Below are 18,584 nucleotides of genomic sequence, written 5' to 3' on the forward strand. Positions count from 1 at the left end.
AGAAAACGGGAAAATAGGATTTACCCCCCTATCAACTCCAAACACAAGCAAGAATAGAATCCCTCAACGAAGAATATAATCCCTTAAAGAAGAATAGAAACGCTCAAAGAAGAGCTGAAACCAACCTAAAGCAAAATTTAGGCAACAAAAAAGTTCGGTGCGAACCGAACTAAATCACTTTACTAATGTTTTGTTTTTTATATATAACTATTTACTAACTAGGGTAATTATGAATTTTTAATTTTTTACGTTATCTCCAAAGCTTGTGTTGTTTCAAACTCTTTAATGTTGTTTGTAATTTGTTGTTTAGGATTAAGTTGTTACTTTATATTTACTTAGCTTACTTTAAAAATCTTTTTAACTTGTTTTGACAATTCCCAAATTTCCAATTTACTTTTGCACTTAGCTCCAATTTAAATTTTTTACTGGAAGTAAATTTAATCAGTTGGCTCAAAGTAATCTTACCTTGCTGCATCCCTGCAGTAAGAAGAAAACAGATAACTATAGGGTTGTGTTACTTACGCTTTTGTTATCTTGATTTAGCTTAAGCTGTTTAGCAAATAGCTTATGCTTGCTTTTGCCAAAGTTAACTTAAGTTTGGGATATTTGCCTTTAGTTCGGGTTATTAGGGGTTGTTGTGTTTATTTACGTTGTTGTTTTTTATTAATTGTTGTTCAGCTATAAAGCTGTTTTGTGTTGTTTATGTTTACAAGTGTGTGACTAGATTAAAAATGTTGTTCTATTTCTACGTTTGCTAATTAGTTGCCTAACTAGTAAGTTTTTATTTTGTTTTATTGCTTTGTTTGTTACTTAAGTTATAGGGGGCTAATTTTAAAAATTCAAATAAAAATTACAAAAAGTTTTTACCTGCTAACTCTAATCATTGATATTTAGGCGAAAATAATTAAGTAATTACTTAGCTATTTTTAGAATTGCGTGACTTTTAAAATGGAACTGCAGCAATAACAGATAGGATCAAGCCTTAAACAATAATTCCAAATTCCCACTCTAACTGTCTTACTTTGCCATTTTCTTAGAAAACTTCTAAAGTTTTATTAGTTTTCCTCGTTATTTTTCCCTATAACTTACTAAGCTATAGTAAAATGTACTCGTGTTAAAAAATTTTTTAATCTCGAACATCTTACATTTATGACCAAATCTTCATCAGTTTCTTCAGCTGAAGAACAATCATTTGATCCGGGTAAAGTAGGATACGAAGAAGTTAGTTCTTTCCAACAAGAACTCCAAACTAAACTGCCAAAGAAATTTTGGTTTTTTACGTTAATGTACTTTATCTGCATGTTTGCAGGTTTTGTAAATAACAGTTTTGCTCCAGCAATTGAGGCAATGGCGTATGATTTTCAAGTATCAGTAGCAGCTATTACCGCAATTATTTCCTTGTTTACCATTGGTAATGGACTCGCGCAATTATTTTGGGGGCCAATTATGGATAGATGGGGGCGTAAACTTGTTATCCTCATTTGTGGTTACAGCGGAATTGCATTAAATCTCTTTTTAATGAATGCCTCTAGTTACTACGAACTCGTGATTATTCGTTTACTTCAGGGAATATTCTTTTCAGGTTTAGGTGTTATTCCGAGTATTATCATTCGTGATTGTTACTCGGCAAAACAATACGCCATTTACAACTCGATCCTTTCGAGTCTCTTTGTTTTTACTCCGGTAATTGCCCCACTAGTAGGTGCTTGGATCTACCTGTACCTAGGTTGGCATGCTATATTTGGTATTCTGTCAATTGTCATCCTAATTGTCTTAATTTGCTTTAGCGAAGCAATCCCAGAGACTTTAGATCCTGCTAAAAAACAACCTCTAGTTGTCAAAGAAATTGGACAAAAATACCTCAGCGTTTGTAAAAACCAACGCTCTCTTTGGTTAGTGGTAATTAACTGTATCTTTACCATTTCTACAGTAATTATGCCAACTATGCTACCTATGGTTTACATAGTTGACTATCATGTATCACCAGCAAACTTTGCTTACTTGGTACTAATTAATACCCTTGCCATGGTTTTTGGTTTACAGCTCAATGCCTCTTTATTAAAGCGTGGGTACAACCCTGCTAAAATTTGGTTAGGAGCTTTAATCTTACAATCGCTAAGTACTTTAATAAGTTTTTACGTTATCTTTAGTGGGATAACTTTGGCTAGCTTGGTAGTTGCCTTGGCAATCACAGTATTTTTTACTTCGTTTGTCATTGGCAATATGACTTGTATTTTCTTTCTTGATTACAACAACATGTTAGGAACTGCAAGTTCAGTATTTGTTTCAACTCGTCTTTGCTTTGCTGGGATAGCTGTAGCTTTACTAGCACACATTCCAAGTTTTAATGGTGTGACTTTACTGGTTATTAATGCAGTAACCATTATCATAACTACCATTTTAACCGCAGTCTACTTCAAGCGCTTTAAACCGCATGTGCGTGTAATGCAAACTTCAGAGTACTTTGCAAATAACTGTAGCGAAGAGTAGTGTTTATTGCAAGTAATGCACACAAACAAGTAAAGCCTGCAGAACCTGCAGAGCTAGCAGGCCTATAAAACAAGCAAAGAAAACAAGTATAACTTGTTAAGGACAAAGACAGCTTGGTACAAGCAAAGATAGTTTTCTATGCCCAAAAATAGTTTTACCAAGCAAACTCAAGCTAAGCTTGTAAACAAAATTTTTCTTACTTTGAACTCCAGGATAAGCATGCTTATCTTGGAGTTTTTTACATTCTCCGTTTGCTAGGAGTAAGAACTACTAGGCTAAATCGAAAAAGTAGTTTGGAAAATATAAGTCAAAGAAGATAAGTCAAAGAGGATAAATTTAAGCTGATGAGTAAGGAGAGGTTAACTTCTCCTTTGGCTATATTTGCTATAATAAGACAACTAAATTTTTATTACTTACTACCCTTTTTTATTACTTACGATCCTATCGAATTACATTCTAACTCTCTGTTATGACAGACAAAAATAACACCATCCCCACAGCTGCAGAGCAAGCTAAAACTAATGAACAACTCAATGCCTTGGAGGGTGAACATCACCCTGAAGAAATTGCCCAGCATGTAACTCGTACCATTGCTAGCGAAGAATCTGCAGGTATGCAAACCTCTAGCTCAACTACTGATATAGATATACAAGAAGAGCCTTCATCTAAAAGTACAACGAGCACAACTACCACTAAATCATCAGCAACTAATTCGTCTAACCATGCTGAGATTTTAAGCCAAACAAATTCTCCTAATACAACAAGTAAAGCTAACAATGACGGTAAAGTCAACATTGACGATAAAGCAAGCATTGAAGGCAAAACTAGCAAAACCTCCAAAGCTGATCGTGGGGGTAAAGTTAACTTTGATGACTTAACTCCTCATCAACAAGAATTGCAAGCTAAGGTACCTAAAACGGTTTACCTTATTGCCTTAATGGCGTTTTTAACATTCTTTTCAGGGTTAGCAAACAACTCTTTCTCGCCGGCGATTAATGCAATTGCGGAAGATTTTAATACTACAGTTGGTCATATCCAGCAAATTATTGCTTACTATACGATTGGTATGGGGATTGGGCAGTTATTCTGGGGTCCATTTATGGATCGTTTCGGACGTAAAACTGTAATTATTATCTGCGCTTTTGCTGGAGTTGCAGTAAATACTTGGCTAATCTTTGCAAGTACTTTTGCCGAATTACAAAGTATTCGTATCCTCCAAGGCATGGTATTTACTGGACTTTCAATCTCTCCACTAGTAATGTTACGTGATATTTTCTCACCACGTAAATACATACAATACGACTCTTGGATAGTTACCATTTTCCTCTTTGCTCCAGTAGTTGCTCCGGTAATTGGTGGTTGGATTTATATTACCGCAGGTTGGCATATGATCTTTATTGCCATCTCTGGCTTACTGATCCTTGCCTTTGCTCTCTTTATGTTCTTTGTCCCAGAGACCATTGATCCTAAAAAAGTTCAACCTTTTAAAATAAAATCTATCCTAAGTAACTACGCTTTTATTTTAAGTACGCCAAACAGCTTACTGTTAATGTTAATTAACTCACTCTATACGATTACCATCGTGAGTTTTCCAACATTACTGCCAGCTATTTACATGTATGACTATCACATTAGTCCACATTTATATGGTTACTGTCTGTTAGTTAACTTAGTTTCAATTTCTCTTGGAGTGCAAATTAACCAACGTCTAATTAGCAAGGGTAAAAATCCAGCAATCATTTGGCGTAATGGCGCTATCTTCCAAGCTCTATTTACAGTAGTTAACTTTGTAGTTTGTTTCTACTTTTTAAGTGTACCTGGGATTATGATTGCACTTTTTGCGAACCTAATCTTTAACGGTTTCTTAAATGGTAACTTGATTACAATCTTCTTACTGGACTATATCAACATGGTAGGGACAGCTAACTCTTTACTGACAGCAAGTCGTCTAATCTTTGCGGGTTCTGTAGTAGCATGGATTTCTCACTTAGATCGTCATCAAGGTGCTACGTTACTCTACACTAATGCCATTATCATTATTATCTGTGCTCTGCTAATTGTGACTTATTGTGCTATCTACCGTCCACAAGATCGTACAACTGCAACAGGCAAGTAAGAGAAGAACGAAATAATTAAACAATGTAAAGTTTACACTCTAAACAGTGTAAAGTTTACACTCTAAACAAATTACTTTTACTCTAACTTAGCATAGAGTACTTTTTACAGGAAATACCCGGTTAAACACTCGGGTATTTCCTTTTTTTATGCCTCTTGATAGCACTATAATCTGTGCTAATTTTTCCTCTTCTTAGTTAACTAGAAGACGCTCAAGCACTTTAGAAAGAACATAAATATAATGCAAAAGGTAGCGCAGAGGTAACACAGAAATAAGTAGGTTAATTACCAGTTTCTACCTTGCTGCTCACAGCTTGCTCTTCCATTTTGCTTCGGTTTGCTCATGCTATTTTTTCTAAGAACAACAAGCACAGTGAACAAGCTGGTAAATTTTTTTCTCCGGATAAACAACTATTTACTACAAAATAAGCATACCGTTTTAGCTTCTCTTGCTTACCTCAAGTTCATCATTACTATCCCTCAAATGGTAAGTAAAAGGTTAGGCCAGAGAGGAAGTAAAAGGCTAAATCAAAAGCATGCCGGTCCTTTTTACTTTTACTTGCTGCTCTTATTGGCAAGATTTGCTAACTAAAGTTATCTCGCTCTTCCTTTTTCTTAGAAGATTACTCAAGAAAAAATAGCAACAACTTAAACTCCTTTAGTCTAGGGAAAAATAAAGATTTACGCCAAATTTTAATGTGCCTATTGTATAATAGGCAAAGATCTTTACAGTTCAAATTGAGAGTTTTTTGTCTTAATTAACGTCTATCTACGCTTTCCGAGAGCTCCTTTGTTAATTAGGCAAACCTTCTTATTATATGGGTTTAAATACTATGGAAAAAATTGAAAGAATTGCCATCCTAACTTCAGGTGGTGATGCACCAGGGATGAACGCAGCTATCCGTGCTGTTACTCGTTACGCTCGCTCAATGGGCATCCAAGTTTTTGGTGTACGTGACGGTTACTATGGTTTATACCATGATGACCTTTACGAATTAGATTCACGCTCGGTAGCTTTTATTCTTGAGCGTGGGGGCACAATCCTTGGTTCATCTCGTTTCCCAGAATTTAAACAACCTGAAAATCGTGCTCATGCTGTAGAAAACTTAAAACGTCGTGGTATCCAAGCTCTTATCGTAATTGGTGGTGACGGTTCATACACTGGGGCTAAGTTAATTACTGATGAATTAAACTTCCCATGTATTGGTTTACCAGGTACTATCGATAACGATATTCCAGGCACGGATTACACTATTGGTTTCTACACTGCATTAGAAACTGCGATTGACTCAATTGACCGCTTACGTGATACTTCTTCATCACACAGCCGTGTTTCAATTATCGAAGTAATGGGTCGTCACTGTGGTGATTTAGCTGTTTACTCAGCGATCGCTGGTGGTGGTCAATACCTAATCGTTCCTGAACGCGATTGGTCATTTGAGGATCTTGTTGATAGCATTAAACGCTCTACTGCTGAAGGTAAACGCCACTGCTTAGTTGTAGTTGCAGAGCATACTGTGAACGTACAACAATTAGCAAAAGACGTAGAAGAAAGTACAGGTCGTGAAACACGTGCTACAATTTTAGGACACATCCAACGTGGTGGTAGTCCAGTAGCTTCGGACCGTATTTTAGCTACTCGCATGGGTGTATACGCAGTAGACCTACTTCTTGCAGGTGAAAAAGGTCGTTGTGTTGGTATTCGTAACAACAAACTAGTTCATCACGATATCGTTGATGCTATGAATAACCAAAAACACGAATTCCCTGATTCATTATATGAAGTAGCGAAAAAAGTGTACTAATTAAAAAGTTTACACTACTAAACAAGTTAAAACCTTAGTTAGCTTTAGGAAAAACATCTAGGTCAAACTAGATAAAACTAAATCTAACTAATTAAATTTTAACAACAACTAAAGAAGAGCTCCTAGCGTCAGTGCTAGGAGCTCTTCTTAAAAACTAAACAAAAACTTAAAAAGAAAACTAATCAAAACTAAAGGTCTTAAGCCCTTGCAAATATCCCCTTAACCTAGTATAATGGAGGTATAGAAAGACTGGACGGAGCGTGAACCAACGATTCCCAGAGGCTATACTTTTACTCTTGACCATGTCACTGTCAATCCTACGTGCATGCTTGCACTCCCTGGATCTTTACTCCCTGATTTCGATCACAGTAGTCTATAGTGTGAGAAGCCCAAGTAGCTGTTATATGTGGTCTACTTTTATTTTTGGTTCTCATTGAACATTGGCTACGCCCGTTCGGCTTTCATACTTCTTCTAATAAATACCCAAAACAACAAAACAAACAACAAAATAGTAAACTTAAAAGCAATGCTTTTAAGTTAAAGATGTAACTCAGCAACAGCTGAGATTTTTTTATGCCTAAATTTTGTCATACAACACATTACACCCTAATTTGCGGTGCTTTTTATACACTACAGACCTTAACCACTATTATAACAGTGCAAAATTGTTAATTTTGCAGCTGTAACTTGCTAACATTCAAGTATAAGTTCTTATCTAACAATGCGATTTTATAATCGAATGCTATTTCTATAGCAGGTTAATTTTTCATAAAGTAGTGTATAAATTTTTATACACTACTACCTTAAATAAAAGTTATTTTTCTTATTTAAGATATTGAAAATTAAATTGCTTTGTTTTTTGTAGTGTATAAAGATCACCGCAATTTAGGTTACACATGCACAGTACACATGCACATGCACATGCTTAGTGCACAATAAGTTAGAGAAAAAACGAAAAGAAAGACAAATTATTCACGTCAAAAATTCTAGGAAATTGCTAGTTGCCTTATACTTATCCCCACTTTAAGTATTCCATTATCTCCAATACCTATTCATATTATCCCCTCAACCAATAATCTAGCCTTTACTGCTAACTAATAAAATATTAGTTTTATCTTTTGTCTTATAGCTTTACGATAACTCTACGCTTTGCTTCACAAAAAACGGTGGAGAATGTAATAAATTGCATTAAAAATCATGTTACTACTTTCTAATTAATGTATAATTAAATCAAAGCTTTTAATATAAAGTCTATCAAATTTTTTTATATTTCTTTAGTATTAAGGAGGAGTTCATATTGTAATTTAACCAAAACTCACATAAGGTTAAGTTGATATCTATGACCTCCGATTTAATTTCACAAGGGATCTCTTCATTAGAGATCCCTTGTTTTGTATTTAGTCGTGAGTAACACAACACCTTAGAAAGGTTTATGGCTGTAAAAACTTATCCCCCCTTAAAAACTAAAGAAAGATCAAAGACGAAATCTTGGAATGCAATATTAAAGTATACCCGCTTTCTCTTTACCTTATAGCTCTATGATTTACCACACAATCGCGATGACTTATATTGATATAATGGCCTAGGCTTACATTTAAAAACGTGTCACTAATTTCTACAATTAGTAATCAAATGAACTAATAACCATATATTTAGTAAGCATTTAATCCTATTTCTGTTTATAAAAACCATAAGGAAAATGGCTATCAATCCTAACTTTGCTAGACAATGCCTCAAAACCATCCTCATAGCAAAATATTTATTGTTACACTCTACGTTCTCTCAAGTAAATAAAGGAAGAACGAAATAATTAATCTCTAAATACTTAATATCTTTAGAGGTATAATAAAATGTACAGCATGATTATATTTATAATAAGTTTTTACAAATAATTAGGGAGGAGTTCATATTGTTAATTTAACCATAACTCACATAAGGTTAAGTTAATTTCCATGACCTCCGATTTAATGTCACAGGGGATCTCTTTGTTAGAGATCCCTTGTTTTTTTATTGAGTATATTGAGTAACTCGTGTATAACCCCTTAGCAAAGTTATGTGACAGTAAAAACTTATCCCCGCTTAAAAACAAAACGGAAGACCGAAATAAGCTAAATCCTCAATGCACTTAATAGCCAAAAGTATGTTACTTTTATAAAAAACCACACAACTATTAAGGACTTTCTACCAAATTACAAATCCAGCGAAGTTATCTCCTTCTTAAACCACTCCCTTTTACAATAGAGGACATCTCAAAAATTAAAATCTTGATAGACATTTCTATCTAAAATCTCCTTCTACGACCATCTTATAATGTTGTTTTTTATAAATTTTAATTTTTACTAGTGTATCATTAATAATGTAAGAGGATAAAGTAAGTTAACTTTATCCACATGGTAAATCAATCAATTTAATTTGGTGAATTGTAGAATTAGTTAAATCGAGATAGGAGGTCAAAAATGAATAAACTAAAAAAATTTATTAATTACGTAGAAAAAAAAGCTACTATTGAAAAATTACTTATGGCTATAGGCGTATTAGTAGTTATTCAAACTGTGTTAGAAGCTCTTAAGTTTGGTTTAGAACTGCTTATTAGACTTGTGTCTTAGTATCTAAGAAATAACTAAATACTTTGACTTTGATAGCCTCTTGCTGACAAAGAGTTACGTAGTATATTGATGCAACTATCAATTTATCTATTTTATCTACCTCTATCAACATATTGCTAAAAGTAAGAACAGGTTTACTTTTAGCTTAAAAAGTCATATCCCCACAAAATAAGCCTAATTGTTTAAAGTTACATAGCCTCATTTTGTGGGGATAAATTATTACAAAATCCACTAATATCTTACTTCTCTTCTAGATATGAGGTTACCCCACAAAATCAAATAAACCTCTAGGCTACACACCTAGAGGTTTTCTTGGTTTTACTTTTTTGTTCTTCCTTAGCTACTTAGCTAAGTATTGTAAGATGACTCTGGTAGAACTTAATGAGTTTATCGCCTAACCTACCTATTAGTTTATTTACTCTCTTTATAGCGCAGTAGATTAATTATATCTTCCATTGCTCTTGTCTTATGACGGTTTTGACTAAAGTAAAGATACAGAGGATCATAAGTTGGAGCATATTCAGCAAGTACTTCAACCAGCTTACCCTCTGCTATTTCTTTAGCATACTCTTCTGCAAGTCCCCAAATAATAACTTGTCCGGCTAAGGCTGCTTCTTTTAATAAATAGACGCTGTTAGTTTGCATTTGGTAATTGAGATTTGGGCGAACAATGCGTCCTTGATCAAAGAACTCCCAGTTAAGAATGTAGTGAGATTTGTTAATTAGTCCTGTACCAAGACGATGGTTCTGTAAATCCTTGATGTCTTTAACCTCCCCGAATTTAGCAATGTATTCTGGAGAGCAAACAAATGCCATTTTTACTGGAGGTGAAATTTGCACCCCAACCATATCTTGATCTAAGTCATCACCCAAGCGTACCCCAAAATCAAAACCTTGAGCAACTATATCAATAAAGCTTAGATCCGAACAAAACTCTACGGAAAGACGAGGATTAGCAGCAATGTATTCTTTTAATCTAGGGTAAATGTAATGCTTACAAACATTTTCAGAAGCATTGAAGCGTACTACGCCCATAACTTCATTACTGAAATCATTGAGAGCTTCAATTTCTTGACTAATACCTTCGTAAAGAGGTTTTAAGCGTTCGTATAACTGTTGTCCAGGTTGGGTACAAGAAACACTGCGAGTTGTACGATTGAGGAGTTTGGTATTTAAGCGCTTTTCCAAATTAGTAATAGCGTGAGATACTGCTGAAGTTGTTAAGTTTAACGTGCGCGCAGCTTTAGTAAAGCTAGCACTTTCAACTACAACTAAGTAAAGATAAAGATCATTATAGTTCTTTGACATGAGGATATACTGTTGGTTAACTCTTTTTTCTTATCTTACCATACTCGGGTTAATTGTTTTAGCTTGTCCTGCAAACAAACAATAAAAAAAGAGGCGAACGCTTTAACGTTACGACCTCTTTTACGGTAGTAAACTTGTCCTAGGTTAAAACATTCCTAGGTAAGTTTGTACTTGAACCTTTAATATTCTAAAGCTCTTACTAAGAAAGTTTTACTTTCTTAGCTGTTACTGCACTGCGACGAATTTGCCAGTTACGTAGACGACGATAAACAAACGCTAATAAGAAAAATATCGTTTGCATTACCACAATCGAAGGACCGGTAGCTATATTGAGGATATAACTTAAACTTAATCCTGCATAGCTCGATATTAGATTAGTTATTATCCCAATGGCAAACACGTGTCCTAGCTTTTTACTAATAAGCTGTGCCGTAACTGCTGGTAATACTAAGTAAGAGATGGTTAATAAGATCCCAATTGCTTGCAGAGAAGCAATAATAGTTAACGTTAGAATTACCAACATGTAGTTGTGAAAGCGTTGGAAGTTTAAACCAAGGATTTTAAATTGCAGTTCATCAAAAGTGAACAGTACTATATCCCTAAATCTAAAAACAACAAATACTAAAACTACAACACTAATAATAAGTAATTCATAGTAATCACTTTCCTCAACTCCCAGCAAATTCCCAAACAGAATATGCGTTATATGCGATTCTGTTTTTATAAAACTTAACAACAAGAGTCCCACTGCAAAAAAGCAAGAATAACACATTCCCAAAGCAGCATCGGTTTTTAACTTAGAATGTGCCAAAATAAAGTTGGTTAAGTAAAAGCAGAGTAAACCACTGGAAAAAGCTCCTATGGTCATGGCTATAGGAATATGTATTAATGAACCTAGCACTACCCCAGGGAAAACCGAATTTGACAACCCCATTCCCAGCATTGCCCAGTTTTTATTAACCACAACTACTGAAACTATAGCCGTAGAAAAGGAAACTAGAATACTGGTAATAATGGCTATGCGGTAAAACTCGTAATTGAGAGGATCAAGAAAATTGTCATAGATAAACTCTAACATTTTATTTTTCCTCCTCTCTAGATAACTTAGTTGAAGCTAACGGCGTAGTTCCTGACTGAGTGGCAGATAGCTTAGTATTATCCGACTTAGTTACATCTAACTTAGTCAAATCTGACCTAGTCGCCTCTAACTTCGCAGTTTGTGGTTTTACTTCTTGCCTTTTGAACTTGCTTTGTTCTTTAAGGTGACTTTGTTCTTTAAACTGATTTTGTCCTTTATGTTGACGTTGCTGTTTTAAACGCTTAGCTTTACTACGAAGCTCTAAACGACGTTTAAAATACTGTCCAAAGAACACCAGTAAGAACAGAGCAAACTGTAAAGTAATAATGGTTGCCCCAGTTGTCAGGTGATAGTGGTAAGAAATAAATAAACCTATTACTCCAAAGACTACACTAAACAGACTTGAGATCCATAACATTTTTACTAAGTTTGACGTCAGAATGTAAGCTATTGATCCTGGAATAATAATCAAGGACACCACTAGTAACGTACCAACAGAACGCAGTGAACTCATAATTGTAATGGCAATTAAAATATAAAAAACATATTCAAAGATTTTTACTTTTAAGCCAATAATTTGTGCAAAAACACGATCAAAGAAAATAAGGGCAATAGTTCGCCAACAGGTTAGGATAATTAATAAGATCAAGAAAGCAATAACCCCCAGACCTATAACATTAGCTGTAGTTAACCCCACTAACTTCCCAAAAAGAATCTCATTAATACGGATACCAGGTGGATGAAGATAGTAGAGTAAAAAACCTATTCCCATAAATGAGCTAGTTACATACGCCAAGGTTGTTTGCTCATGAAAATGTGTATTGTTACGAAAGTAATTTATTACTAAAGTAACAATTAATGACATAGCAAAGATCCCTATTGCCACATTAAAATCAAAAAAGATCGCAATAATTATTCCTGGTAACACCGCATGCGATAAAGCATCTCCAAACAGTGACCAACCTTTTAAAATTAAAAATGGTGAAACTATGCCACAGGCAAAGCAAATAAAGATTACTCCCAGTAAAGAGTTCACCATAAATTGGTACTGTAAAGGTTCTAGGATAAACGTCGTGAATAACTCTGTCATCACTTGCCTCCTAGTTCTTTAACACCGCTGGATTAAAAGTTGCTTCAATATTTGCCGGTGTAAATACTTCAGCAGTTGCTCCGAATTTTAAAACGGTGCGATAGAGGAGAAGGGTTTTATCACAATACTCAGGCACACGCTCTAGATTGTGCGTTGAGATTAAGATAGTTTTACCCTCTCTAGCGAGCTCTGGTAATAAAGCAATAATTTGGTTTTCGGTTTTGATATCAACCCCAGTAAAAGGTTCATCAAGCAAGATTACCGAAGCTTCTTGGGCTAAAGCACGAGCGATAAACACGCGTTTTTTCTGTCCTCCGGACAGCTCGCCAATTTGGCGTTTAAGCAGGGGTTCAATTTGCATACGAGCAGCTACAGCTTGCACAACTTCCTTATCGCGCTGACTTGCGCGACGCATGAAGTTCATTTTGGCATAACGCCCTTGCATAATAACTTCATAGACACTAATCGGGAAGTCGTAATCAATTGCATCTGCTTGAGGAACGTAAGCAATTAGGTTTTGTTTAATAGCTTGAGCTACAGGCACACCCTCTAATAAAATTTTTCCTGTAGTCACTTTTTCTAAATTCAAAATTGATTTAAATAGCGTAGATTTCCCAGAGCCATTCATGCCAATTAAAGCGCATACTGAACCTGCCTCTAGGTTAAAATTTACGTCTATTAGCGCCTGATGTCCATTAGGATAAATTAGATTAAGATCCTTAACAGCAATTGCATAATTCATAGCAAAAACACTCCGCAAAAACAGAGTCTGAATTCTACTTCCAAACAAAAAATTTGCTCGACAAGAGTCTAACTAGCAGTAAAGGTGACACACCAACTCTATAAACCACGTCTTGTAACACGTCTTGTAATAAAAGCATTTGCTTCAAGCTCAAATGAATGAGAAACAAAACAAAGCTCATGACAAAAGCCTAAAACTAATGACAAAATCCCAAGACTATCTATAAAAGCACAAGACTATTTTTTACTCCCAACAGAGTTATCAAACTCGAATTAATCTAAAAAGAAATGTAAAAGCCAAGTTCATAGTGACTATAGGTTTACCCGTTCTAAACTAAGAGCAAAGATTAACACAAAATTAGAGTGACATTTGCACTTGTAGTTTATGCGCAAAAGACCAACAGAAGAACGAAATAAGCAACGTAAATATTAATTGAGGATTAATATTGGCTTCTTGCTTATTAGCTGAAAATTTTTATTCTCAATTCTCTTTACTCTAAGCTAAGCAGGTGCAATTGTCTTAAGTCGAAAAATATACTCATTTCACATCAGGAGAGACAAGTTACACAAACTGCTTAACGCAAAGTTTACTGTCTATCTCAAAGAAAACTAAACTTAGGAAGACTAAACTTAGAAAAACCAAGCTAGGAAAGACTAAGTATAGAAGACTAAACCTAGGAAGCCCAAGCGTAGAAAAACTAAGCCTAGAAACCCAAGGAGTTCTAAAAGACAAACTAAGAAAGTAAAAATAAAAATTTATGATCTCTTGCTGGGGTAAACCAAAATAACCAACTTGCTATATGCTCTAACTCTACTTTGTAACAAGATTTTCTCGTTTGTTATTTGTTAGTTGTTATTGGATTTTTACACTTAACAAACAATAAATCCATACAGCAAATACTCTGCTCTAACAGACTACTAGTAACCGATTACTCGTAGTAAGGAAGTATTGCCCATAACATTACAAAGTAAATCGCAAAATACCAACTAACTTTTACAAAGTTAACCTCTAGCGATTAGTTGCATCGAATAAAATGTTTTCTTTACCCTACCCTTAAATAAACAATAACAAAAGTAGAAAAAGAGAGTGAAACAGGATAAAAACAACAAAGTATTCTTTGCGGGAGTAAAAATAATATAAAAAAGCTAATTTTTTGGTGATAAAAGAAAGGAAAAAATTTGGGCGTAATCTGAAAATTAGACGTCCATATATGACTTCTTCTATATGTCACCGTATTTTCAAATTACCGTTAGGAAACAGTTGCGGGTTGGAATGGAGGGTAATATTGGAGAGATGCAAAAATATTTACCAATGAAAGTAGATATAGGCTAGAAATTTTGGTAAAAAGTTGCCTAGAATAAACATTTGTCTAAGATACCTAAGATACCTAAGATACCAAAAAATACTTTAAGATACTAAAAGTAAGATACCTTAAGATAGAGAGAAATAGACATTTGCTTAAAATAGACGTTTGTTGGCATGCTCGCAATAAATACGACTCATTCCTCTTTTTCATCGAGTAGTAGAATTCTAAGAGCTCTGACTGCTTGATTAGGTAGTTTTATTCCTAAAACTATTACTATACTAACAATCTAGATAAGCTAAGTACAGAAAAATACGAAAAACCTACTTAGTTATGACTAAATTGCGGAAGAATAATCAGCTTTATTTCCTTCCAAGTTAATTCCCCTAGAAGTAGGTGCAAACTACAAACTAAGCTCTTTAACTGCAAGTTCAAACAAATAAATCTGATTCTTGTTAACTAGAAAACAATTATAGGTTAAATAGGTTACAATGATTTGCTTCTAGCTAACTGATAAACTACAAATAAAACCAAAAAAAACAAAAAATTCGGCAATACTTGGAATTTATCCATTCTTACTTTACCACAAAATGACATTGACTTGCAAGTAGCTAACCCCTCTTAACTCCGCATCTCTTTAGCAATCAATTGATTATTAATAAAAAATAAGCTACGACAAAAAAGTCGTAGCTTATTTTTTATCCTTTCTTAACCTATACTTAAATTAGACTTAAATGGTTTTAGTAACCATAAACTGATCTTATCCTCATACAAAATAGGTTTAAAAAATTTAATAATTTTTATTCCCAAGTTAGTGGAGATAAGCCTCGTTGCCCTAACTAATTAAGAAATAAGTTAATGGATTTGTTAATTTTGTAGAGATAAGTAATCTCTGTACTTATAGAGGTAAGTAATCTCTGTGCTTATAGAGGTAAGTAATCTCTGTGCTTATAGAGATAAGTAACCTCTGTATTTATAGAGATAAGTAACCTCTGTATTTATAGAGATAAATAACCTCTGTATTTATAGAGATAAATAACCTCTAGATTTAGAAAGCAAAAGTAAAACGTAAGTTTGCTTGTTTTGCTGACCAATCTTTAGCTTTTTGGTAACCAGTATTAAGGTCAATGCTAAAGTTCTTGCTAATTTTAACTTGCATACCAAGTTTTAAATCAGCTAAGAAACTTTGACTAAAGCCTACAGCAGTTTTCTCACCGTTTACTAGTTCAAGTTGGTAGTTGTTACTTGCAAGTTTACGTACTAAATCTAAACTTGAGTATAAGTTGAACATAGAGTTAAGGTTGTACCAACCTTTAACTCCAAGGTTGAGATAGCTTTGCGTATGGCTACGTGCTTTTGCGTTAAAAGCAAAAGCTTGTCCATAGGCATTTGCAACTTCATGAACTTTTTCAGAGAAAGCAGATTGGTGCTCTCTTTGTAAAGTTAAACCACCGTTTAACTCAACTCCATAGTTGTCACTATTTAGTGCTAAGTAACCCGCTTGTAAACTTAAACCTAGAGTTGTTGCGTTAAATTTACTACTTAAATCATTGCTATTAAGTAGACTACGCTCAACTTCATATCTTTGGCTTGAAGCAAAGAAACTTAAGTTATACCAAGAGTTTGTAAAGGCTTTACCAACGAGGAAGTTAACCCCTGCTTGTTTTACTTTACCGTAAGCGTCTTCGTGCCATTTGCTATTAGCGTAACCTGCAGCAAGACCCCAGTTATAACCAGCTACTTGTTGGTATACCCCAGCAACTACTTTATTAGTTTGTAAGTTACCACGTAAGAACTGACTACCATTGTTCCAGTCTTGCGAAGTATGACCTGTATCTAAGTAAGCTTTGATACTATTGTCTGAGGTTAAGTAACGTGCACCTGCTACTTTAGCAAAATCAAAGTTCGCTTGACGTACTTGACTTGTTACAGCTAACTGTAAGTTAGCAAAAACTGTACCAGCTGTATTGTAGTAAAGCGTTGCTAATTGTTGAGCATTCATCTGCTGAATTTGACTTGCGTAATCAAATGCAGTTGCTGTTGAACTTACACTTGTTGTTGCTTCACTACTTACTGTAGTCGAAGAAGAATTTTCTTCATCAGCAGTTAAGCTAACACCTAAAGCTTGCTCAGCTTGAGCTGTAGTTAAGTTAATCGTTGGCTCATTACCATTAGCCTCAGCGTAAGCTGTAGTTAAACTTTGTAAACTACTACTTGCGTCATTAATGATAGTTGCCTCTGTAGTTACTACAGCTTCAGGAACTTCAACACTAGTTAAGAAACTGTCTACAACTTTCGCACCGCTTAATAACAAGCTCGTATCAGCTGATGATAGACTTACCGAGCTCGCTAAACCTTGTGCTACTTCTGTACTTGATTTAACTTGGTACTTAACTTTAAAGCCTGTACTCGAATAAGGATCTTCAACAGAGGAGAAAGTAAAGTAGTTGTTGCCTAAGTAGTCCACAGCAGCAAAAGTACCACTACGGCTACTCCAAGTTAGTGCCTCAACTTCTCCCTCTCCAGTAGGCTGGTAAGTTGTTGCTGGAGTAACTGTTAGTACCCCCGCTAACTTAGCGGTAGTTGTTTCTAAACCTGCAACTAATCCAATTGCGCTAGAAGAACCAGTTGAACTAGTAGAGCTATCAGCACCAGCAACACCTTGTTTTGCATTTACGCCAACAACTAACCAAGAACTATCTTGTAAAGTTAGATTAGATACTTTACTGTAAGAAGAAGTTAAAACTCCACTGTTGTTAACCGCAGTTACTTCGACATTGTAAAGCGATAAGTTACCATTACGACCAACGTTTACTTGTTGAGTTTGATGTTTAGCACGATGATAGCCACTTGGAATAACTCCTGGAGTTTGGATACCAAGATCACGAGCAAGAACTAAGTTACCACTGTCTACAGTTGTAACCCCAGTGTAACTTTGGTTACCAACTAAATAGAGATAATCATTAGCTCCACCAGAAACAGTTAGGTTACCATTACCTTGGATGTCATTCAAGAAGTAATACTGATTTGGATTGAAATCAGGGAACTGATCATTTAATCCAGCACGGTAGGACAGATCTGCTTCAAATGTTGTGCCATCTAAGAAAGCACCAGGTCCACGTACTGCAGTATCAAGATTTACTAATCCCCAACCAAAGTTCTCATCAACCCCAGTAGCTCCTAGATCATACGCAGTTGTTTTTAGAACTGTTTTTAAGTTAGCTCCAGTCATCCATGGGAATTGTTGCGCTACTAGGGCGCCAATACCTGCTACGGTTGGTGTAGAGAAACTCACTCCAAGAATTTCTTGAGCATTATCCTCACCGTTGTAACCTGTAAAGATATATGGTGCTACTAAACAGTCATCTTTGGCAACTCCACACATTAATGCCATTGTAGAAGCGTAGACTTTCTTGTCTCTTAAATTTTGATCACTGAAGTCATTATTCTTAGCATCAATACCAGGGTAAGCATAAGCTTGCCACGCGTTCGTAGTGTCAAGTCTACTTGTAACAGTATCTGTTGAAGTTGTGGCTTTACGGTTATAAATCCAGCTTAAACGATTCTTGATGTAACTTTGAGTATCTGTAATTACCCCTGCTACTAAAAGAACATTGTCTTTACCAGCTGGAGTTTGTAGTAGTTGCACTACATCATCAGTTGCTTGAATCTGTGCTCCCTTGTTGTATGGATCTGCAACATCTTGAGCAAAATCAGTTCTAGCTTTACCTAGATAAAGTTCTTGATAAGTTAACCAGTCTTGATAAGCATTCAAGTTATTGGTTGCTAAAGTAACAAGAGGCATGGCCTTCTTGTCTTCATTGTATAACTTGTTTAAACCAGGTGAAAATTGAGGAATCTGGTTAATTTCTAGGTTCCTTGGATTATTGGTTTTATAAGTTTCCCAAGGATAAGTACCTAAATCAAGAGGATACAAGAAGCGAGCATGGTTTGCTAACTGATTACGAATAAATGGTGATACCTGTAGTACCGAGATAGTAATGATTTTTGGTTTACTAGCTTTAGCATAGGGATTCCCGATAACCA

9 protein-coding genes are annotated in these 18,584 nt (G+C 35.1%); 4 read left to right on the forward strand and 5 right to left on the reverse strand.

Features of this window, described 5'->3' with window-relative positions:
- Positions 1-1,149 precede the first annotated feature (1,149 nt).
- From CKF54_RS05265 to CKF54_RS08155, 4 genes are all read left to right on the forward strand, one after another.
- Complete coding sequence (locus CKF54_RS05265; protein ID WP_119525316.1) at positions 1,150-2,490, forward strand: MFS transporter; 1,341 nt, start codon at positions 1,150-1,152, stop codon at positions 2,488-2,490.
- Between the two features lie 469 nt (positions 2,491-2,959).
- Complete coding sequence (locus CKF54_RS05270) at positions 2,960-4,606, forward strand: MFS transporter (RefSeq protein ID WP_119525317.1); 1,647 nt, start codon at positions 2,960-2,962, stop codon at positions 4,604-4,606.
- Between the two features lie 832 nt (positions 4,607-5,438).
- Entirely contained in the window at positions 5,439-6,410 is a 972-nt protein-coding gene (pfkA, locus tag CKF54_RS05275) for a 6-phosphofructokinase (protein ID WP_119525323.1), read from the forward strand.
- 2,456 nt (positions 6,411-8,866) lie between these two features.
- Entirely contained in the window at positions 8,867-9,016 is a 150-nt protein-coding gene (locus tag CKF54_RS08155) for a hypothetical protein (protein ID WP_222987527.1), read from the forward strand.
- 411 nt (positions 9,017-9,427) lie between these two features.
- On the opposite strand, the gene CKF54_RS05280 is transcribed toward CKF54_RS08155, so the two are convergent.
- The 5 genes from CKF54_RS05280 to CKF54_RS05300 all read right to left on the reverse strand — a co-directional run.
- A complete protein-coding gene (locus CKF54_RS05280) occupies positions 9,428-10,324 on the reverse strand; it encodes a LysR family transcriptional regulator (RefSeq protein WP_119525318.1) in 897 nt (298 codons plus the stop codon).
- Between the two features lie 199 nt (positions 10,325-10,523).
- A complete protein-coding gene (locus CKF54_RS05285) occupies positions 10,524-11,402 on the reverse strand; it encodes a metal ABC transporter permease (RefSeq protein WP_119525319.1) in 879 nt (292 codons plus the stop codon).
- Between the two features lies 1 nt (position 11,403).
- Positions 11,404-12,492, reverse strand: a complete 1,089-nt coding sequence (locus tag CKF54_RS05290; RefSeq protein WP_119525320.1) for a metal ABC transporter permease — start codon at positions 12,490-12,492, stop codon at positions 11,404-11,406.
- 10 nt (positions 12,493-12,502) lie between these two features.
- Complete coding sequence (locus CKF54_RS05295) at positions 12,503-13,234, reverse strand: metal ABC transporter ATP-binding protein (RefSeq protein ID WP_119525321.1); 732 nt, start codon at positions 13,232-13,234, stop codon at positions 12,503-12,505.
- A 2,351-nt stretch (positions 13,235-15,585) separates the two neighbouring features.
- A partial coding sequence (locus CKF54_RS05300) for a S8 family serine peptidase (protein ID WP_119525322.1) occupies positions 15,586-18,584 on the reverse strand: 2,999 nt, incomplete at its 5' end.

The sequence above is a fragment of the Psittacicella hinzii genome (genome assembly GCF_003585885.1).
Classification (GTDB): domain Bacteria; phylum Pseudomonadota; class Gammaproteobacteria; order Enterobacterales; family Psittacicellaceae; genus Psittacicella.

What these genes read in the sequence shown, in the direction of transcription:
- CKF54_RS05265 (WP_119525316.1), top strand. Translation starts at nt 1,150, where the DNA reads ATGACCAAATCTTCATCAGTTTCTTCAGCTGAAGAACAATCATTTGAT.
- CKF54_RS05270 (WP_119525317.1), top strand. Translation starts at nt 2,960, where the DNA reads ATGACAGACAAAAATAACACCATCCCCACAGCTGCAGAGCAAGCTAAA.
- pfkA (WP_119525323.1), top strand. Translation starts at nt 5,439, where the DNA reads ATGGAAAAAATTGAAAGAATTGCCATCCTAACTTCAGGTGGTGATGCA.
- CKF54_RS08155 (WP_222987527.1), top strand. Translation starts at nt 8,867, where the DNA reads ATGAATAAACTAAAAAAATTTATTAATTACGTAGAAAAAAAAGCTACT.
- CKF54_RS05280 (WP_119525318.1), bottom strand. Translation starts at nt 10,324, where the DNA reads ATGTCAAAGAACTATAATGATCTTTATCTTTACTTAGTTGTAGTTGAA.
- CKF54_RS05285 (WP_119525319.1), bottom strand. Translation starts at nt 11,402, where the DNA reads ATGTTAGAGTTTATCTATGACAATTTTCTTGATCCTCTCAATTACGAG.
- CKF54_RS05290 (WP_119525320.1), bottom strand. Translation starts at nt 12,492, where the DNA reads ATGACAGAGTTATTCACGACGTTTATCCTAGAACCTTTACAGTACCAA.
- CKF54_RS05295 (WP_119525321.1), bottom strand. Translation starts at nt 13,234, where the DNA reads ATGAATTATGCAATTGCTGTTAAGGATCTTAATCTAATTTATCCTAAT.